The organism is Escherichia sp. 93.0816 (assembly GCF_013368855.2).
Taxonomy (GTDB): domain Bacteria; phylum Pseudomonadota; class Gammaproteobacteria; order Enterobacterales; family Enterobacteriaceae; genus Escherichia; species Escherichia ruysiae.
Genome location: NZ_JABWNC020000006.1, coordinates 64,737 through 85,316, shown reverse-complemented (window position 1 = coordinate 85,316; position 20,580 = coordinate 64,737). Strand labels below are relative to the sequence as shown.

Annotated in this window: 17 protein-coding genes and 1 pseudogene; 6 read left to right on the top strand and 12 right to left on the bottom strand. The window is 50.9% G+C overall.

What is annotated here, in order from left to right; genetic code table 11:
* Position 1: 1 nt before the first annotated feature.
* From lgt to HEM79_RS22605, 4 genes are all read right to left on the bottom strand, one after another.
* Positions 2–877, bottom strand: a complete 876-nt coding sequence (lgt, locus tag HEM79_RS09285) for a prolipoprotein diacylglyceryl transferase (RefSeq protein ID WP_000204651.1) — start codon at positions 875–877, stop codon at positions 2–4.
* A 150-nt stretch (positions 878–1,027) separates the two neighbouring features.
* Positions 1,028–3,274 carry a phosphoenolpyruvate--protein phosphotransferase gene (ptsP, locus tag HEM79_RS09280; RefSeq protein WP_176242560.1) on the bottom strand — a complete coding sequence of 749 codons (2,247 nt, stop codon included), beginning with the start codon at positions 3,272–3,274 and terminating at the stop codon, positions 1,028–1,030.
* A gap of 12 nt (positions 3,275–3,286) precedes the next feature.
* Positions 3,287–3,817: an RNA pyrophosphohydrolase gene (gene rppH, locus HEM79_RS09275; RefSeq protein ID WP_000564488.1), complete on the bottom strand. Its 531-nt coding sequence runs from the start codon at positions 3,815–3,817 to the stop codon at positions 3,287–3,289.
* A 352-nt stretch (positions 3,818–4,169) separates the two neighbouring features.
* Positions 4,170–4,316 carry a hypothetical protein gene (locus HEM79_RS22605; protein WP_286178559.1) on the bottom strand — a complete coding sequence of 49 codons (147 nt, stop codon included), beginning with the start codon at positions 4,314–4,316 and terminating at the stop codon, positions 4,170–4,172.
* A gap of 185 nt (positions 4,317–4,501) precedes the next feature.
* Here HEM79_RS22605 and mutH point away from each other — a divergent pair, with 185 nt between their 5' ends.
* From mutH to HEM79_RS09255, 4 genes are all read left to right on the top strand, one after another.
* Positions 4,502–5,191: a DNA mismatch repair endonuclease MutH gene (gene mutH / locus HEM79_RS09270; RefSeq protein WP_176242562.1), complete on the top strand. Its 690-nt coding sequence runs from the start codon at positions 4,502–4,504 to the stop codon at positions 5,189–5,191.
* Positions 5,192–5,259: 68 nt separating this feature from the next.
* Complete coding sequence (locus tag HEM79_RS09265; protein WP_176242564.1) at positions 5,260–5,973, top strand: TerC family protein; 714 nt, start codon at positions 5,260–5,262, stop codon at positions 5,971–5,973.
* 137 nt (positions 5,974–6,110) lie between these two features.
* Positions 6,111–6,329 (top strand): lipoprotein YgdR, encoded by a 219-nt coding sequence (gene ygdR / locus HEM79_RS09260; protein WP_000758660.1) that lies wholly within the window; start codon positions 6,111–6,113, stop codon positions 6,327–6,329.
* A gap of 107 nt (positions 6,330–6,436) precedes the next feature.
* Positions 6,437–7,477, top strand: a complete 1,041-nt coding sequence (locus tag HEM79_RS09255; RefSeq protein WP_176242565.1) for an NADP(H)-dependent aldo-keto reductase — start codon at positions 6,437–6,439, stop codon at positions 7,475–7,477.
* Positions 7,478–7,508: 31 nt separating this feature from the next.
* Here the strand turns inward: HEM79_RS09255 and lplT are convergent, their stop codons facing one another.
* Together lplT and aas are read right to left on the bottom strand one after the other, a co-directional pair.
* The gene (gene lplT / locus HEM79_RS09250) at positions 7,509–8,702 is read right to left on the bottom strand and encodes a lysophospholipid transporter LplT (RefSeq protein ID WP_000004643.1); all 1,194 of its coding nucleotides are present in this window, start codon (positions 8,700–8,702) and stop codon (positions 7,509–7,511) included.
* Complete coding sequence (gene aas, locus HEM79_RS09245) at positions 8,695–10,854, bottom strand: bifunctional acyl-ACP--phospholipid O-acyltransferase/long-chain-fatty-acid--ACP ligase (RefSeq protein ID WP_176242567.1); 2,160 nt, start codon at positions 10,852–10,854, stop codon at positions 8,695–8,697. The genes lplT and aas overlap by 8 nt, the downstream gene beginning before the upstream one ends.
* Before the next feature lie 586 nt (positions 10,855–11,440).
* Between aas and galR the strand changes: the two genes are divergently transcribed.
* Positions 11,441–12,472, top strand: coding sequence for an HTH-type transcriptional regulator GalR (gene galR, locus HEM79_RS09240; RefSeq protein WP_000201036.1), 1,032 nt, complete (start codon positions 11,441–11,443; stop codon positions 12,470–12,472).
* Positions 12,473–12,478: 6 nt separating this feature from the next.
* Here the strand turns inward: galR and lysA are convergent, their stop codons facing one another.
* Positions 12,479–13,741 (bottom strand): diaminopimelate decarboxylase, encoded by a 1,263-nt coding sequence (lysA, locus tag HEM79_RS09235; RefSeq protein ID WP_001120728.1) that lies wholly within the window; start codon positions 13,739–13,741, stop codon positions 12,479–12,481.
* 254 nt (positions 13,742–13,995) lie between these two features.
* On the opposite strand from lysA, the gene lysR reads away from it, so the two are divergent.
* Positions 13,996–14,913, top strand: a complete 918-nt coding sequence (gene lysR / locus HEM79_RS09230) for a DNA-binding transcriptional regulator LysR (RefSeq protein ID WP_176242569.1) — start codon at positions 13,996–13,998, stop codon at positions 14,911–14,913.
* Between the two features lie 4 nt (positions 14,914–14,917).
* Here the strand turns inward: lysR and HEM79_RS09225 are convergent.
* From HEM79_RS09225 to HEM79_RS09205, 5 genes and pseudogenes are all read right to left on the bottom strand, one after another.
* A pseudogene (locus HEM79_RS09225) lies at positions 14,918–15,609 on the bottom strand (aspartate/glutamate racemase).
* A gap of 128 nt (positions 15,610–15,737) precedes the next feature.
* On the bottom strand, positions 15,738–17,156 hold the full coding sequence (gene araE, locus HEM79_RS09220) for an arabinose-proton symporter AraE (protein ID WP_021551316.1): 1,419 nt from the start codon (positions 17,154–17,156) through the stop codon (positions 15,738–15,740).
* 315 nt (positions 17,157–17,471) lie between these two features.
* On the bottom strand, positions 17,472–18,233 hold the full coding sequence (gene kduD, locus HEM79_RS09215) for a 2-dehydro-3-deoxy-D-gluconate 5-dehydrogenase KduD (RefSeq protein WP_000602499.1): 762 nt from the start codon (positions 18,231–18,233) through the stop codon (positions 17,472–17,474).
* A gap of 29 nt (positions 18,234–18,262) precedes the next feature.
* Positions 18,263–19,099: a 5-dehydro-4-deoxy-D-glucuronate isomerase gene (gene kduI, locus HEM79_RS09210; protein WP_000383242.1), complete on the bottom strand. Its 837-nt coding sequence runs from the start codon at positions 19,097–19,099 to the stop codon at positions 18,263–18,265.
* A gap of 285 nt (positions 19,100–19,384) precedes the next feature.
* Positions 19,385–20,566 carry an acetyl-CoA C-acetyltransferase gene (locus tag HEM79_RS09205; protein ID WP_000656049.1) on the bottom strand — a complete coding sequence of 394 codons (1,182 nt, stop codon included), beginning with the start codon at positions 20,564–20,566 and terminating at the stop codon, positions 19,385–19,387.
* Positions 20,567–20,580: the final 14 nt, after the last annotated feature.

Genomic DNA, 20,580 nt, shown 5'->3' with positions numbered 1-20,580 from the left:
CTCAGGAAACGTGTTGCTGTGGGCTGCGACGATATGCCCAGACCATCATGAAAACACCCGCGACAATCATCGGGATGGAAAGAATTTGCCCCATGCTGATGTACTGCACCCATGCGCCGGTGAACTGCGCATCGGGCTGGCGGAAAAACTCAACAATGATGCGAAACGCGCCATAGCCAATCAGGAACAAGCCCGAGACAGCCCCCATCGGGCGCGGTTTACGGATATACAAGTTGAGGATAATAAACAGCACCACACCTTCCAGCAGCATCTCGTAAAGTTGCGACGGATGACGCGGTAGTACGCCGTAGGTGTCGAAAATAGATTGCCACTGAGGGTTGTTTTGCAGCAGCAGAATGTCTTCAGTACGGGAGCCTGGGAACAGCATGGCAAACGGGAAGTTCGGATCAACGCGCCCCCACAATTCACCGTTAATAAAGTTGCCCAGACGCCCGGCTCCAAGGCCAAATGGAATGAGCGGTGCTATAAAATCAGACACCTGGAAGAAGGAACGTTTGGTGCGGCGGGCGAAGATAATCATCACCACAATCACGCCAATCAGACCGCCGTGGAAAGACATGCCGCCGTCCCAGACACGGAACAGATACAGCGGATCGGCCATAAACTGCGGGAAGTTGTAGAACAGAACATAACCAATACGTCCGCCAAGGAAGACGCCGAGGAAGCCCGCATAGAGTAAGTTTTCAACTTCATTTTTGGTCCAGCCACTGCCCGGACGGCTAGCCCGACGCCCAGCCAGCCACATCGCAAAAATGAAACCCACCAGATACATCAGGCCGTACCAGTGAAGCGCAACGGGTCCTATTGAGAAAATGACCGGATCAAATTCCGGAAAATGCAGATAGCTACTGGTCATCTGTCACCACAAGTTCTTGTTATTTCGCTGAAAGAGAACAGCGATTGAAATGCGCGCCGCAGGTTTCAGGCGCTCCAAAGGTGCGAATAATAGCACAAGGGAACCTGGCTGGTTGCCGGATACCGTTAAAAGATATGTATATGATCCGCGCTATAACCCCCCGCGAATCAGCCCGCCCATACCGCGACGCTCCATAAATGCCGCGACCTGATGACGAACTTCGGTCGCCAGTTGCGCTTTCAGGCTGCGCTGCGCAAGATTTTCTGCTTCGGCAAAATCAATGCGCCGCAGCAGGTATTTGACGCGCGCGACAGAACGTCCGTTCATCGACAGATGGCGATACCCCAGCCCAATGAGGATTGCCACGCACATGGGATCGCCCGCCATTTCACCGCATAAACGCAGATCGATTCCCTGCGTTTCCGCCTCACGGGCGATCATCGCCAGAGCACGTAACATTGCAGGATGAAGACTGTCATAAATGTTCGCGACCCGGGTGTTATTGCGATCAACGGCCAGGATGTATTGAGTCAGATCGTTGGTGCCAACAGAGATAAAATCAACCCGATTTGCCAGATGCGGCAGCATAAATACCATTGAAGGTACTTCCAGCATGATACCGATGCGTGGTTTGGGAATTGCGTAACCGATCATCTCCTCAACTTCACGTCCGGCACGTTCAATCAGGCGACGCGCTTCGTCAACTTCATCCAGGCTTGTGACCATTGGCAACAGAATGTGCAGGTTGCCCGTTGCAGCATTGGCGCGCAACATCGCCCGCACCTGGATCAAGAAGATCTCCGGCTGATCGAGCGTAATGCGAATCCCACGCCATCCCAGGCATGGATTCTCTTCGCTGATCGGCATGTAAGGCAGTTGTTTGTCAGCACCGACATCCAGCGTACGCAAGGTGACGGGTTTATCATTGAACATTTGCAGCATCCCCTGATACTGCGCCACCTGTTCTTCTTCCGACGGGAAACCACTTTGCAGCATGAAAGGGATTTCAGTGCGATAAAGACCGATACCATCAATGCGACTGCCCAGTTTTTCTTCATGTTCCGGGCTTAATCCCGCATTGAGCATGACTTTTATGCGCTCGCCGCTTTTTAACTGCGCGGGTAAATTGACGTCATCTTCCGCCAGACGACTAAGCTCAATCTCTTCGCTAATCAGCCGCTGATATTCTTGCAGCAGCACCGGCTCCGGGTCGACCAGCAATTCACCACGATAACCGTCAACGATCAGTGTGCGACGATGCAGCACCGAAGGCTGAATGTCCGCGCCCATCACGGTAGGGATCCCCAGCGCACGTACCATAATCGCAGCATGGGAGTTGGCTGCGCCATCGCGCACGACAACGCCGACTAAGCGATCCTGAGGCAGCTCTGCAAGGGTTGTCGCTGACAGTTCATCAGCCACCAGAATGAAACGTTCCGGCCAGGCGTTCGCCCCCTGGTTGGCATCATCAAGGTGAAACAACAATCGCTGGCCCAGCGCACGTAAATCACCGGCTCGCTCTTTGAGATAGCTATCACTTAGCGCAGCAAACTGTTCGGCGAATTTTTCAATGACCGTTTTCACCGCCCACTCTGCAACTGAGCCTTTATCCACCTCGTCAAATAATTCGCGACGCAGACGCGTGTCGGAAAGCAGGTGTGAGTAAAGATCGAAAATAGCCGCCGTTTCTTTTTGTGCACCGGCGGCAAAGCGTTTGCTGTAGCGACGAAACTCGTTAGCCGCTTCTTCCAGCGCCCCGGTCAGTCGCTCGCGTTCCAGAGCCGGATCCAGCGTTGATGCCTGATACACCTGTTCCATTAAGGGTAACGTGGCATCCTGCCAGCCTTCAGCAATCGCCACGCCGGGCGCTGCCGGTAATGCGCGGATTCGCGTCTGGCGATATTGCCCAAACAAGGCAGTCAACTGCGACTGAGAAAGAATAGCTGCCATCTGGGTGGCAAGCGTCACCAGGAAAGATTCTTCACTTTCGTTGTACTGCCGCAACTCTCGTTGCTGTACCACCAGTACACCAAGTAACTGGCGACGTTGAATAATTGGCACGCCTAAAAACGCGCGGAAACGTTCTTCTTTTACGGAGGGGATATATTTGAAGCTGGGGTGTTTTTGCGCATCCGCAAGGTTTATCGGTTCCGCCAGCCTGCCAACCAGGCCGACGATCCCTTCATCAAACGCGAGCGTTACGGTGCGACCACGTGGCTTTTTTAATCCCCGGGTCGCCATCAGGTAGTAACAACGTCGGTCGTGATCGGCCAGGTAGACCGAACAGACCTCGGTATCCATCGCAAGACAGATGTCGGTAACCAGAATATTTAACGCCTCATTCAGGCGTGGTGCACTGGCTACCTTTTCGACTATTTCGCGCAGGCGAGTGAGCATAATGGGCGTGACTTAACCTCTTTTACGTCGATAAGCAGATACGTTTTGTGGTTTAGGCGTATTTTCTTGCAGCGCCATCACAACACTTGCGAACTCTTTCATTACCCTACGGTAGACATCACGTTTAAATGACACCACCTGTCTGACCGGATACCAGTAACTTACCCATCGCCAGCCGTCAAACTCTGGTGTACTGCTGGTTTGCATATTGATTTCCGCATCGCCGCTCACCAGCTGCAAGAGAAACCATTTTTGTTTTTGGCCGATACACACCGGCTTCGTGTCCCAACGCACCAAACGTTTCGGTAATTTGTAGCGCAACCAGTTACGCGTTGAAGCAAGGATTCGAACGTCTTTACGGCTTAATCCTACTTCTTCAAACAATTCACGGTACATCGCCTGTTCTGCGGATTCTCCGGGATTAATTCCGCCTTGCGGAAATTGCCAGGAGTGCTGACCAAATCGCCGGGCCCACATCACTTGCCCCTGACGATTACAAATCACGATACCTACGTTTGGGCGGTAGCCATCGTCATCAATCACCGGACTACCTCAAAATAAAGCTTTATATACGAATGATTGTTTCATACTCCAGGAAGACGGTAAACCACTCTCTGCAGGGCATTACACACTAATAACAATTGAATAACTCACAGTTAAGTGCAGAGTTATAAACAGAGGACGGGGTGGATAGCCGTTTTTATTCACCTTTTCTGTGGATAGAGTTGTGAAGAACTACGGAATTACCACGGGAAAACCCAGAGCATTCTGAAACAGCCGCTAAAATACACTTTAAAATATTCGTTATTAATCAATATATTAAACACATAAATATTGATAAAACAGAGAAATTCGTGACCCATATCACACCACTCATTCACGCGTTGGCGAAAGATCAACCAACGTTGTATTTATCCACAGAATGTGCCACTAAGTTAAGCACCGAACCACTAAAAATTAGAGTTTCGTCGCACGTCAAGGCTGTAAATGGAAACAGTAGTGAAGGTTTTTCACAGTTATCCCAGCTTTCTGTGGATAACATGGTGTAAGATCCTGTTTATTTTCAGTGACCAGAATTGGAAAACCTACCAGGACGTTGCGCAACACCGTCACCTGTGAATTAAAAAACAAGATAAATCATAGAATTGAATAACGCTTGTGGAAAAAGTTACACTCTGAATATTCGGTACAAAATAGATGCTCATTTTTTAATCAAGGTGTAATGCCATGTCTCAACCTCGCCCATTGCCCTCTCCCCCCGAAACTGAAGCGCAGTTATTAGCGCAAGCACAGCAACTTTCTGGTTACACCCTTGGAGAACTGGCAGCACTTGCCGGATTGGTTACGCCGGAGAATTTAAAACGCGATAAAGGTTGGATCGGTGTGTTACTGGAGATCTGGCTTGGCGCCAGCGCAGGGAGTAAACCAGAACAAGATTTTGCCGCTTTAGGCGTGGAACTTAAAACTATACCTGTAGATAGTCTTGGTCGCCCGCTGGAAACGACATTCGTTTGTGTTGCACCGTTAACTGGCAATAGCGGTGTGACCTGGGAAACCAGCCACGTGCGCCACAAACTCAAACGAGTGTTATGGATACCGGTTGAAGGCGAGCGCAGCATCCCACTGGCGCAGCGTCGCGTAGGAGCACCGTTGCTGTGGAGTCCGAACGAAGAGGAAGACCGCCAGCTACGCGAAGACTGGGAAGAATTAATGGATATGATTGTTCTCGGTCAGGTTGAGCGAATCACCGCTCGTCACGGGGAATATTTGCAAATACGACCGAAAGCGGCGAATGCGAAAGCACTCACCGAAGCCATTGGCGCCGAGGGTGAACGAATTCTGACACTGCCGCGCGGATTTTATCTGAAAAAGAATTTCACCAGCGCACTGCTGGCGCGTCATTTTTTGATCCAGTAGCCATCGCTTTGACCTGCTGCATTCCGGGCATATAATTACCGCTTCATTTTTTTGGCAGGGCTTTTTAGATGTTATTTGCATGGATAACCGATCCTAACGCCTGGCTTGCGCTCGGTACGCTGACGCTGCTGGAGATCGTTCTTGGGATCGATAATATTATTTTCCTTTCTCTGGTGGTCGCAAAGTTGCCCACCGCACAGCGTGGTCACGCGCGGCGTCTGGGACTGGCGGGAGCCATGATTATGCGTCTGGCGCTGCTGGCGTCGATTGCCTGGGTTACGCGTCTGACGAATCCGCTTTTTACAATTTTCAGTCAGGAAATTTCCGCTCGTGATTTGATTCTGCTGCTGGGTGGTCTGTTCCTTATCTGGAAAGCCAGTAAGGAGATCCACGAGTCTATCGAAGGCGAAGAAGAAGGGCTGAAAACACGTGTTTCATCATTCCTCGGCGCTATCGTGCAGATTATGCTGCTGGATATTATTTTCAGCCTCGATTCGGTGATTACCGCCGTGGGTCTGTCGGATCACCTGTTTATTATGATGGCGGCCGTCGTCATTGCCGTAGGAGTGATGATGTTCGCCGCACGTTCGATTGGTGATTTTGTTGAACGCCACCCTTCGGTAAAAATGCTGGCGCTCTCTTTCTTGATTCTGGTGGGCTTTACCCTGATCCTGGAAAGTTTCGATATCCACGTACCGAAAGGTTACATCTACTTCGCAATGTTCTTCTCCATTGCAGTAGAAAGCCTCAACCTGATTCGCAATAAAAAGAACCCGCTCTGATATTCCGTTCGCTCTCCTGTGGGAGAGCGAACGTCTTCCCTTTATTCTCACAGTTTAAGACTTTCCTGCTTTCAAGATGTATAACGTCAGATTATAAACAGACTATTATCATTGATGGGCTTAATGAGGATAACCGGATGAAAAAATGGGCAGTATTAATTTCCGCAGTCGGACTGGCATTTGCTGTTTCCGGTTGTAGCAGCGATTATGTGATGGCAACTAAAGATGGTCGAATGATCCTGACTGATGGAAAACCGGAAATTGACGATGATACCGGGCTTGTGAGTTATCACGATCAACAAGGTAACGCGATGCAAATTAACCGCGATGATGTCTCGCAAATTATTGAACGTTAAAAAATAAGGTCAGCATCCGGCTGGCCTTAAGATTTTTCGCTTTCCCTTTTCCCTTCCCTCTGCCATTTTTATATTCCTTATGTCGTGATTATAAAAAGGAAACGGCTATGCAATATCACCGTATACCCCACAGCTCGCTGGAAGTCAGCACGCTGGGGCTTGGCACGATGACGTTTGGTGAACAGAACAGCGAAGCCGACGCCCACGCACAACTCGACTATGCCGTCGCTCAGGGCATTAATCTTATCGACGTTGCCGAGATGTACCCTGTACCGCCGCGCCCCGAAACTCAGGGTCTGACCGAAACCTATGTCGGTAACTGGCTGGCAAAACATGGCAACCGCGAAAAATTAATTATCGCCTCCAAAGTGAGCGGACCGTCGCGCAACAATGACAAGGGTATTCGCCCTGATCAGGCGCTGGACAGGAAGAATATCCGCGAAGCTCTGCATGACAGCCTCAAGCGCCTACAGACTGATTACCTCGATCTTTATCAGGTGCACTGGCCGCAGCGCCCGACCAACTGCTTCGGCAAACTCGGTTATAGCTGGACGGATTCCGCGCCTGCGGTTTCGCTGCTGGATACGCTGGATGCACTGGCAGAATACCAACGCGCAGGGAAAATTCGTTATATCGGCGTGTCGAATGAAACCGCATTTGGCGTAATGCGTTATCTACATCTGGCGGACAAACACGATCTGCCGCGCATCGTCACTATTCAGAACCCCTATAGTCTGTTAAACCGCAGCTTTGAAGTGGGTCTGGCGGAAGTCAGCCAGTATGAAGGCGTCGAGTTACTGGCCTATTCGTGCCTGGGTTTCGGCACGCTGACCGGTAAATATCTCAATGGTGCAAAACCGGCTGGTGCGCGTAATACGCTCTTTAGTCGCTTCACCCGTTATAGTGGTGAGCAAACGCAAAAAGCTGTCGCGGCGTATGTTGATATTGCCAGACGTCATGGTCTCGATCCTGCTCAGATGGCGCTCGCTTTTGTACGCCGCCAACTGTTTGTTGCCAGCACGCTGCTGGGCGCAACGACGATGGAACAGTTGAAAACCAACGTCGACAGTCTGCATCTGCAATTGAGCGAAGATGTGTTAGCAGAAATTGAAGCGGTGCATCAGGTTTATACTTATCCGGCACCTTAAGCATTAGCGCCGGGTTACCCGGCGTTAAATATTAATGACGGCGTTGCCAGACCCACAGCGCCGTTATTGCCAGCGCAAACAGCGCACCGAAGCCAATGCCAATGGGCACGACCGGAATCCCCACCATTACCGCCAGTGAATAAATCCCCAACATCAGCAACATGGCACTGTTTTCGCCCAGGTTCTGTACTGCAATCGCATTCCCCGCCCCGACGCTTTTTTTACCTCGTTCCTGGAGTAACGCATTCAATGGAACGACAAAAAAGCCGCCCAGCACGCCAATCAACATCAGCAAGGCATAGGCTGGCAGCAGCTCATGTTGCAGGGAGAAAATCAGCACCACCACGCCAATTAAAATCCCGGCGGGCATACAGCGTGAAACGGTTTCCAGCGTGACCAGCTTCGCTGCCGCGCCGGCACCAACCACGATGCCAATCGCCACCATGGCGTTGAGATAGGTCGGCGTAGCGTTATCGGTAATGCCCAGCGCCACCGGCACCCAAAGCACTAACAGGAAACGCAGCGTGACGCCTGCTCCCCAGAACAAACTGGTGCCTACCAGCGAAAATCGCGTTTCGCCATTGCGCCATAACGAGGTGCAGGCATTCAGGAAACTGCGGGTCATGTTGATGAGATTCCACGACTGCCCCGGACGCGCCGCCGCCAGTTTTGGAATGTAGATATTGGCGACGACCGCACCACCGTAGGCCAGCGCACATGCTGCCAGAGCGACCAGGACATGCCAGTCAGCCAGTACACCACCGGCTACGGAACCGAGCAAAATCGCTGCAATGGTGGAGGCTTCCATTAAACCGTTAGCTTTCACTAACTTGCTGCCAGTGGTCAATTCACCAAGAATGCCGTATTTCGCCGGTGAATACGCCGCTGCTCCCACGCCGACCAGCGTATAGCCGAGAAAGGGATTGATGCCAAAGCAGATACTGGCAGCACCCAGCAGCTTAAGACCGTTGGCAAACATCATCACCCGACCTTTGGCAAAGCTATCGGCCACCTGCCCGACAAACGGCGCAAAAAGAATGTAAGCACCTACAAACACCATTTGCAGGACGGGCTGACTCCACTCCGGATAAAACTGTGCTTTCAGTAACGCCAGAGTGGCAAACAGCAGCGCGTTATCGCCAAACGCAGAGAGAAACTGCGCGACGATAACCGCTTTCATCCCCTTCGACCACAGCGAAGTGTTAGTGTGCACTGACTCACTCATCGTGTTGTTCCGCTTCGTCTACCCAGCTTTTCAACGTGACAAAGTCAGGTTTACCACTGCCCAGTAATGGCATCTGTTTCAGATAGCGAATGTCGCGCGGTACGGCAAGTTCCGGCACGCCGTGCTCGCGGGCATACTGTTGCAGTTTATCGCGCGCCAGTTCACTGTCCGTGGTGAAAAGCACCAGCGCCTCACCTTTGCTGGCATCGCTCTTAATCGCAGTGGCATGCATTTTGTCTGGTGAAACGCCAATAGCCAGTTGTTCCACCATTTCCAGCGACACCATTTCGCCTGCAATTTTGGCAAAGCGTTTCGCGCGCCCCTGAATCTGCACAAAGCCCTGCTCGTCGAAACGCACGATATCGCCCGTGTCATACCAGCCGCGATCCATCTCGCCGCGAACATTCTCGGCGGTGGGCACTTCCAGCACACCCGGCTTCTCTACCCGCAGGTAGCCGTTCATAATGTTCGGCCCTTTCAGTTGCAGGCGACCACCGTCTTCGATACCCGGAACCGCCAGCAGCCGAGCATCCATACCAGGCAAAATACGCCCTACCGTACCTGGTTTCGCCGCCATCGGTACGTTGATGGACACCACCGGCGCGCATTCCGTCACACCGTAACCTTCAAGAATGCGCAGGCCAAATTTATCCTGCCAAAGCTGTTTGGTGCTTTCTTGCAGTTTCTCTGCGCCTGCCACCACATAGCGTAGACGATAGAAATCATACGGGTTGGCAAAGCGCGCGTAGTGACCGAGGAAGGTCGAGGTGCCAAAGAGCACAGTACAACTGCGGTCGTACACCAGTTCCGGCACAATGCGGTAATGCAGCGGGCTTGGATAAAGGAAGACTTCTGCGCCCGTCAGCAGGGGCGTAAACAGGCCAACAGTCAGACCAAAAGAGTGGAACAGTGGCAATGCCGACATAAAGCGATCGTTGGTGGTGAAGTCGGCAATGGTTTTAATCTGCTCGACGTTCGCCAGAATGCTTTTATGGCTATGGACAACACCTTTCGGATGACCTTCAGAACCGGAGGTAAAGAGGATCAGCGCCTCTTCTTCTGGCTGCTGTTTTACCTGTGCCAGGCGCGGCACCAGCAGATGCGCGAAGATCCACACTTTGTCGGCAGTGGTGACGTCCGCTTTTAAATCTTCCAGATAGACCCAACGTACCTGAGTTAACTGTTCCGGCAGATGCCAGAGTTTGCCTTTATCGAGAAACTGGCGGGAAGTGAAGATGGTTTTGATTTCAGCCGCCGTAATGGCGCTGGTCAGCCCTTTTACCCCGGCGGTGTAGTTCATCATTGCGGGAATGCGACGACGTGCGATGGCTCCGAAAATCACTGCCGCACTGATGCCCGCATTGGGCAGCATTAAGCCGATGCGTTCCCCTTCAACACTGTATTTTTCAAGAATGCGCCCGACAAACAGCGTTTTAGTAAGTAATTTACGATAGGTGTCAGGGGTAAAATTGACATCTTCGACACACTTTTTACCCGCACCGAAGCGGTACATCGCACTCAAAAAGGATTCGTACAACGTTTCACGCGGGCGCACTGCCATACGCGCTTCCATCATAATTTGATGCAGCATTTCGCCAGCGATTTTGCGACGGTCACGGGCACGCGGCGCATCCGGCATCTGTACCTGCGTTGGTGGTAAAATATGCAGATGAATTTGCGGGAACAAGCGACGTTTAACCAGACCTTTCAGGCGGCTGAAGTGCGTAAGTTCCGCCCCTTCAATACGCACTGGAATGACTGTCGCACCTGACTTCGCAGCGACAAAACCCGCGCCATCGTAGATTTTCATCAGCGAGCCGGTTGTCGTGATTCGTCCTTCAGGGAAAATCACCACCGGTCGGCCCTGTTCCACCAGACGTACCAGATGTTTAATTGCCATAGGTTGCGTCGGGTCGAGGGGAACGAAGTCGATAAATGATTTCAGCCAACGCATATACCACTGCTGGCTGATGGAGGTGTAAACGGCAAAGACAGGGCGAACGGGTAAAAACAGCGCCAGTAATATGCCATCAATAAATGAGACGTGATTGGGCGTGATAAGAACGCGCTCGCCCTTCAGTGCCTGGGTGTCGCCTGTCACGCGAACACGGTACAGGACACGGCACAAATTACGAAAAAAGCTAAAAAGCATTCCAACTCCCTTTGCTCATTCTTCAGTAAAAGCGAATGGTGCGAGATTACACCAGAAGGAGAACGCGAGCGACAGTAAAATGGGTGCGAAAAAAAACCTGCGCATCCGCGCAGGCTGGTGCAAGAGACAGGGTACGAAGAGCGTACCGAATAATCTCACCAATCAATACCTCTGGGATCTTGATTGTGGTCTGCACACAGACTGTTCGCCAGCGAGAAAACGCAAAGGAGTGAAGGGAAATGCAACCAGGTGTGTAAATTATCGGTTACTGTTACAGATTGATGACAGACAAAAAAAACCTGCGCATCTGCGCAGGTTGGTGTAATTCATGTGATCAACCCGAAGTTGACTTCACCTATCAATACCTCTGGGATCACCACTTTATCAATCTGAAGCCAAACGCCACCAGCGGTCAATCGCAACAGCGTTTCGCAAAGTGTAACCAAAGGTTTGCAATCTCTTTTTTTGTCTTAATTATTTGCGTTTCGCTCACATTCCCCGCGCTGAAAGTACCACGCCCCTTGAACCAACGGACGTTTTCCGTAACACTGACACAATGTAAGCGTTTACCCACAAAGGTATTTTCATGGCGACCATAAAGGATGTAGCCCGACTGGCAGGCGTTTCAGTCGCCACAGTTTCCCGCGTCATTAATAATTCTCCCAAAGCCAGCGAAGCTTCCCGGCTGGCTGTACATAGTGCAATGGAGTCTCTTAGCTATCACCCGAACGCCAACGCCCGGGCGCTGGCACAACAAGCCACCGAAACTGTTGGTTTGATTGTTGGCGATGTCTCCGATCCTTTTTTCGGCGCAATGGTGAAAGCGGTTGAACAGGTGGCTTATCACACGGGTAATTTTTTATTGATTGGTAATGGTTACCACAACGAACAAAAAGAACGTCAGGCCATTGAGCAGTTGATCCGCCATCGCTGCGCCGCACTGGTCGTTCATGCCAAAATGATTCCCGATGCCGATTTGACAGCATTGATGAAACAAATGCCCGGTATGGTGCTGATCAACCGAATCCTTCCGGGGTTTGAGAATCGTTGCATCGCACTGGACGATCGTTATGGTGCCTGGCTGGCGACGCGTCATTTGATTCAACAAGGCCATACTCGCATTGGTTATCTCTGCTCTAACCACTCTATTTCTGACGCCGAAGATCGTCTGCAGGGTTATTACGATGCCCTTGCCGAAAGCGGTATTCCGGCCAATGATCGGCTGGTAACTTTTGGCGAACCGGATGAAAGCGGCGGCGAACAGGCAATGACTGAACTGCTGGGAAGGGGGCGAAATTTCACTGCCGTGGCCTGTTATAACGATTCAATGGCGGCGGGCGCGATGGGTGTACTCAATGATAATGGTATTGATGTACCGGGTGAGATTTCATTGATTGGCTTTGATGATGTGCTGGTATCACGCTATGTGCGTCCGCGTTTGACGACAGTACGCTATCCAATTGTAACGATGGCGACTCAGGCTGCCGAACTGGCTTTGGCACTGGCGAACAATCACCCGCTTCCTGAAATTACCAACGTCTTTAGTCCAACGCTGGTACGTCGCCATTCAGTTTCAACACCGTCTCTGGAGGCAAGTCATAACGCCTCCAGCAACTAGCCGCGATTAAAGCAGCTCAAGCGCCAGTAATTCTTCAATGGTCTGGCGACGGCGAATCAACCGCGCCTGACCATTATCAAACAGAACTTCTGGCAGCAGTGGGCGGCTATTGTAGTTTGATGACATTGACGCGCCATATGCGCCAGTATCATGCAGTACCAGATAATCCCCCGCTTTCACTTCCGGCAAAGCACGAGTTTCGACATTCCCCCCCTCCTGCTGGGTAAAAACATCCCCCGATTCACATAGCGGCCCGGCGACAACGGTTTCCACCGTTGGTGCGTGCTCAAGGGAATGACCATCAGCCGCCAGTGCGCTAATGTGATGGTAACTGCCGTACATTGCCGGACGCATCAGATCGTTAAACCCGGCGTCAACCAGCACAAAGTGGCGGCTCCCCATCTGTTTGACGCTTCGCACCTGGGTAATCAATACACCAGACTGCGCCACCAGGAAGCGACCCGGTTCAATTTCCAGTTTCACAGGGTGACCCAAATGATGAGCGATCTGCTCACGTGCCGCATTCCACAGGCCATAATAATGTTCGGTATCAACCGCTTCTTCTCCCTGCTGATAAGGAACAGAAAGCCCACCGCCAGCAGAAATCGCCTGTAAATCCTGACCAAAGTCGATAACCTGCCGCACCATCGCACCACACACCTGTTCCAGATGCGCATAGTCAACACCGGAACCAATATGCATGTGAATGCCGACCAGCTGCAATTGATGCCGCTGTATTACTTCCAGTGCGGCGGGAAGATCGGTATACCAGATACCGTGCTTACTGTTTTCGCCGCCGGTATTGGTTTTTTGGCTATGTCCGTGACCAAACCCCGGGTTAACGCGCAGCCATACCCGATGCCCTGGCGAAACCTGGCCTAGTTGGTCGAGCATATCGACAGAACCCGCATTCACCGGAATTTGTAATTCACTGACACGCTCGAGCGTAGCCTGGTCGATAACATCAGCGGTAAAAACAATATCATCGGGATGCGTTTGTGGATTGTATCCCGCCGCCAGCGCGCGCTCGATTTCGCCCAACGAGACGGAATCTACTTTCACGCCCTGCTCTCGCATTAAGCGCAAAATATGGATATTGGAGCAGGCTTTCTGCGCAAAGCGCACCACATCAAACTGCTTCAGAGCCGCAATCTGCCGACGAATGATTTGTGCATCGTAGACCCAAACCGGGCAACCGAATTCTGCAGGCAAGCGCAGCAGATTTTCGGCGGTGAGATCGGTATCGGTGCTGAACAGTGAATGTGGCATAACAAACTCCGAATAAGTGAGGCTGACGGCGAATAAAACATTGCCTGATGCACTTCGTTTATCAGGCCTACATAGCTCCTGCAATATATTGAATTTGCAAGATCTTGTAGGCGCATCAACAAAGCGCACATTGTCAACAATCTGAATAAGTGCTTTTTTATGATTACGCCACATCATAAAAAGAATAAAAAATATCGATTTATGCCAGGTCTATGCAAAAATGATATGGATTACCGAAGAATGAGATTAAGCAGATGGCCGCCGTTAACTTACGTCATATTGAAATTTTTCATGCGGTGATGACCGCCGGAAGCCTGACTGATGCGGCACAACTGCTACATACTTCACAACCCACTGTCAGCCGCGAACTGGCGCGCTTTGAAAAAGTGATTGGGCTGAAATTGTTTGAGCGCGTACGTGGACGATTACATCCTACCGTGCAAGGGCTGCGGCTGTTCGAAGAGGTGCAGCGATCCTGGTACGGCCTGGATCGCATTGTCAGTGCCGCAGAAAGTTTGCGCGAGTTTCGCCAGGGCGAACTGTCTATTGCCTGCCTGCCGGTCTTTTCGCAGTCTTTTTTGCCGCCACTGATGCAACCGTTTCTGGCCCGCTATCCTGAAGTCAGCTTAAACATTGTGCCGCAGGAATCGCCGCTACTTGAAGAGTGGCTCTCAGCCCAGCGCCATGATTTAGGCCTCACAGAGACGCTGCATACGCCTGCGGGTACGGAACGTACTGAATTACTGTCTTTAGATGAAGTCTGTGTTTTACCACAGGGGCATTCGCTGGCGGCAAAAGAGGTATTAACGCCGGAAGATTTTCAGGGTGAGAATTACATCAGCCTTTCCCGTACTGATAGCTATCGCCAGTTGTTGGATCAACTATTTAATGAACATCAGGTTAAACGCCGCATGATTGTGGAGACCCACAGCGCCGCGTCAGTCTGCGCGATGGTACGGGCGGGGGCGGGAGTTTCCGTGGTTAACCCGCTCACCGCACTGGATTATGCGGCAAGCGGTTTAGTGGTGCGGCGATTTAGCATTGCAGTTCCGTTTACCGTTAGCCTGATTCGCCCCCTTCACCGCCCGTCATCAGCACTGGTGCAAGCATTTAGTGAGCACTTACAGGCAGGTTTACCGAATCTGGTTGCCTCACTTAACGCTATTTTGTAGCGAATTACGACAGCATAAAGGCGACGGCATCCTCGGCATGGAGAGCGGTGGTATCGAACACGGGAAGGACACTGCGCTCCTCTGGCACCAGTAAACCAATTTCAGTACAACCGAAAATCACGCCCTGCGCCCCTGTTCTGCGAGACGAGTAATGACTTGCGCATAATAAGCGCGTGACGTTTCGGTAAATTGCCCCAGACACAGTTCTTCAAAAATAATCTGATTAATTTTCGCCCGCTCATCCGCTTCAGGCACCAGACAATCGATAGAAAATTGCTCTGCCAGCCGTCCACGATAAAAATCCTGTTCCATGGTGTAGCGCGTTCCCAGCAGCGCCACGCGCGTCATTCCAGCACGGGTGATGGCACGCCCGGTGGCATCCGCAATATGTAAGAAAGGCAGTGAGCAACGAGACTCGATGACATCTGCAACTTTGTGCATCGTATTGGTACATAACACAATACCTTCTGCTCCAGCCCGCTGTAATCCAAGCGCCGCACTGGCAAGAATCTCTCCTGTTTTGTCCCACTCACCGCGACGTTGGCACTCTTCTATTTCATGAAAATCGACGCTATGTAGCAGCACTTGCGCAGAGTGAAGCCCGCCAAGTCGCTGTTTAATGCCTTCATTTATCAGGCGATAGTAAGGAATGGTGGATTCCCAGCTCATTCCTCCCAGCAAACCAATTGTTTTCATTCCTCTCTCCTGATGTGAGTTACCGCAACAGAGCTGATTAAGGAACGAAACAAACGCCTCAACGGCCTGGTGCCAGATCTCTATTAGCGAAAAAAAGGCCGGATGTACAGCACATCCGGCCTGTGAAATCAGACACCGATATTTCTCAATTTCTCACCAGCCATCAGTCTACGTTCGATATGTTCCAGCGTGACATTCTTGGTTTCCGGAATAAGCCAGAAGGTGATGCCAACAAACGCAATGTTCAGCGCAGTGTAGAGCCAGAACGTACCTGCCGCACCAATGCTATCGAGCAGAGTCAGGAAGGTCGCGCCGATAATCATGTTCGACACCCAGTTTGTGGTGGTCGAGCAGGTAATACCAAAATCGCGGCATTTCAGCGGCTGAATTTCGGAGCACAGGATCCACACCACTGGCGCGGCGCTCATCGCATAACCGGCAATGCACATCATTGTCATGCCAACAGAGAGCCAGGACAAACCACTGGAAGCAGTTCCGTTATCAAACTGCATCAGGCAATAGCCCAGCACCAGAGTTCCCAATGCCATCACGCTAAAACCAATTTTCAGTGCTGGTTTACGCCCCGCTTTATCTACTGTAAAGACAGCAATAAAGGTGGCGAACATAAATGTCAGCCCCACGACCAGAGTCGCAATCATCTGTTGTTCTGTGGTCGTAAAGCCCGCCATTTTGAAGATGCGAGGCGCGTAGTACATGATGATGTTCATACCGGTAAATTGCTGCATCGCCTGCAACAACATACCGAGAAACACTGCTCGACGGACATTACGGTTGATCTTAAACAGCGCCCAACCGCCCTGTTTTAATTTCAGGCTTTCACGAATTTCGTTGAGTTCTTCTCGCGCTTTTTCCGACGTATCGCGCAGCATACGCAGCACTTCTTCCGCCTCAATATGACGCCCTTTCTCCGCCAGCCAGCGCGGGCTATTCGGCAGGAAGACCACCAGAATAATCAACACAACTGCCGGTAAGGCAAGAACACCTAACATTGCGCGCCAGTTACCGCTATAGCTGAATGCTGTGTCGGATAAAAACGCCAGAACGATGCCAAGCGTGACCATTAACTGGTACATACTGATCATCTTGCCACGCACTTTTTCACTCGCCATTTCAGAGAGATACAGTGGCGCAGTGTAAGAGGCAATCCCCACCGCAATCCCCAGAACCACACGGGCAGCGATTAACATTTCGACACTGGTGGCAAACGCTGATCCTATTGAGCCCAATACGAACAGCACAGCACCAGCCATCAGGCTGTATTTACGTCCCAGACGGAATGACAGCCAGCCGTTAAACAGCGCACCGATTGCTGCGCCAAGCATCATGCTACTGACCACCCATTCCTGCAAACGACTGGTCAGCACAAAGTGATCGGTGATAAACGGTAATGCACCTGCGATAACCCCGATATCAAGACCAAATAACAATCCCGCGACCGCAGCAGCTACCGAAACAAACATATTCATACGCCGCGTATCGCGCAGAGGGCGCGGCGTTAAAGCAGATTCCGTATTGATAGTAACCATTTTTTCCTGCCAGCACAGAGTAAGACATAGTGAAAAAATACGTGAACAATTAACTCAGGTGTCAGGTCGGAAATAGCATAAATATGGATTAAATTGCTGCCACATGCAGTTATGTGATGGACATTACACTTTTAAAATTAAGTGAAATTAATGACATTATAATTAACCAACTAATTTTAAAGCATATAAAACCAATAAAACTCATCAATTGATAATTGATATGGATTATTTAATAGCCGTGATATGGATTATGTTGATTATCAGAAATAAAAAACCCTGCCAATGTGACAGGGTCATAAATGTAAGCAAAATGAATTAACGTGCTAACCAGCCACCATCCACGGCAATGGTGTAGCCATTAACATAGTCAGAAGCACTGGATGCCAGAAACACCACCGGCCCCATCAGATCGCTCGGCAACCCCCAACGCCCCGCAGGAATACGATCCAGAATTTCCGCACTACGCTGTTCATCAGCCCGCAGTTGCTGAGTATTGTTGGTCGCCATGTAACCCGGAGCAATCGCGTTAACGTTGATGTTGTGTTTTGCCCATTCGTTCGCCATCAGGCGCGTCACACCCATTACGCCGCTTTTTGATGCGGTGTATGAGGGCACGCGGATCCCGCCCTGGAATGAAAGCATTGACGCGATATTAATAATCTTGCCGCCATTGCCCTGCGCGATAAAGTGCTTCGCCGCCGCCTGGGACATGAAAAACACGCTCTTGATGTTCAGATTCATCACATCGTCCCAGTCTTTTTCGCTGAAATCGAGAGCATCTTCGCGACGAATTAATCCGGCGTTATTCACCAGGATATCAATATGACCAAATTCTGCCACTGCACGATCCAGCAGTGCTGGAATACCATCAATCTTACGCAGATCGGCGGTCAGGCTTAAAAAACGGCGCCCCAGCGCAGTGACCTGTTCAATAGTCTCTGTTGGCTCAACAATGTTGATGCCAACAATGTCACAGCCCGCTTGCGCCAGACCCAACGCCATTCCCTGCCCCAGCCCAGTGTCACAACCGGTGACAACTGCAACTTTACCTTCAAGAGAAAATGCATTTAAAATCATGATAATACCTTATTCATGTATATCCGCGACTAGCGCAGATCTTTAATGGCAACGTGGTCCATATCATCAAAGACCTGGTTTTCACCGACCATGCCCCAGATAAAGGTATAAGCCCTGGTTCCTACACCTGAATGGATAGACCAGCTTGGGGAAATCACCGCCTGTTCGTTATGCATCACAATGTGACGCGTTTCTTGCGGTTGCCCCATCATGTGGAAAACGCAGGCGTCATCGTCCATGTTGAAATAGAAGTAAACTTCCATCCGGCGCTCGTGGGTGTGGCACGGCATGGTATTCCACAGGTTTCCCGGTGCCAGTTCTGTTAGCCCCATACTCAACTGGCAGGTTTCCAGCACATCCGGCACAAAGTATTTGTTAATCGTGCGGCGGTTACTGGTGAGATTATCGCCCAGCGTAACCGGAGACACTTCAGACGGCGTGACTTTTTTGGTGGGATACGTCGTGTGAGCAGGCGCGCAGTTGTAATAAAACTTCGCCGGAGTGGCGCTATCAATGCTGGCAAAAACAACTTCTTTTGCACCTTTACCAACATAGAGGGCGTCGCGGTGACCGATTTCATAACACTGGCCATCGACGGTAATCGTACCGGTTCCGCCAATATTGATAACGCCCAGCTCACGGCGCTCAAGAAAGTAGCTCACGCCCAGTTGTTTTCCTACTTCCCCACCAACGGAAACCGTTTTTGCTACCGGCATAATGCCGCCAACAATAATACGGTCAATGTGGCTGTAAACCATGGTGTACTCATCCGCGACGAATACCTTTTCAACCAAAAATTCATTGCGCAGCCCTTGGGTATCCAGTGTTTTCGCGTGCGCGCTATGGATGCTTTGTCTTACGTCCACATCAACCTCCGATAATCATTGAAGTGTGAAATCAGAACGATTGTGAAACATCGTTTCGTTTTTCTATTGAAGGATGATAAGCCCGTGATGTGCTCTTTTCAATTAAAAATAAAACATTGTTTCATTTTTAATGATGGCGATTGTGAAAAGTGTAGTATCGATCACGAATAAGCAGGGGAAAGGAAAAAGTCAGGTTCTATATGGGATATGCATAGACGTGCCAGCCATCATTATAAAGCAGCTTGATGGCGGTAGAGGTTTAACGGATAAGGAAGAAATACAGCTCTAATCGTCACGCTCAATAGTTAACGCCACGCCCTGACCACCACCAATACAGAGTGTAGCCAATCCTTTACGAGCGTTGCGTTTCACCATTTCATGAACCAAAGAAACCAAAATGCGGCAACCAGAGGCGCCAATCGGATGGCCCAATGCAATCGCGCCGCCATTGACATTGACCCGGCGTTCATCCCATTCAAGCATCTTGCCAACAGAAAGCGCCTGCGCGGCAAATGCTTCATTAGCCTCAATAAGATCGACATCAGCCAACTGCCAGCCTACACGCTCCAGGCAACGGCGAGTCGCATACACAGGAGCAATGCCCATCAGCGCAGGATCAACACCAACGCTGGCAAAGGCGCGAATACGTGCCAGTACGGGTAAATTCAACGCATGTGCTTTAGCTTCGCTCATCATCATTACCGCAGCCGCGCCATCATTGATGGATGAGGCATTTCCTGCGGTAACAGAACCGTGACTATCAAAGGACGGATTTAAACTAGCCAGCCCTTCGGCACTGGCATCGGTACGCGGCTGCTCATCGGTATCAACAATCAGTAACTGCCCATTGCTTTGCGTTCTGACCGGGACGATCTCATCTTTGAATCGTCCGGCATCAATGGCCGCCCGCGCTTTCTGTTGTGAGCTAAGTGCGTAGGCATCTTGTAACTGACGACTGATACCATATTCGCGCGCCAGATTTTCGGCAGTGACACCAATATGGTAATCATTGAATGCATCCCACAAGCCATCATGCACCAGGCTATCAACCAATTGGCTATCGCCAAGCTGTGCTCCGGTGCGGCTATCAGTCAAAACATGTGGCGCACGACTCATATTTTCCTGACCACCGGCAATAACAATATCAGCCTCGCCACACTGGATCGCCTGAGTAGCAAGATGCAAAGCTTTTAGCCCAGAACCACAAACATCATTAATGGTAATTGCCGAAACGCTGTTGGGAAGACCACCTTTAATGGCCGATTGCCGTGCTGGATTCTGCCCTGCCCCGGCAGTCAGAACCTGTCCAAGAATCACTTCATCCACCGCATGTGCAGCAACGCCGGTGCGCTCTAATAATGCTTTCACGACCAGACTGCCTAATTCTACTGCAGAATGACCAGCCAACGCTCCACGAAAGCAGCCGATAGGTGTTCGTAACGCACCGACAATCACAACATCTTTCATCACAACCTCGCACC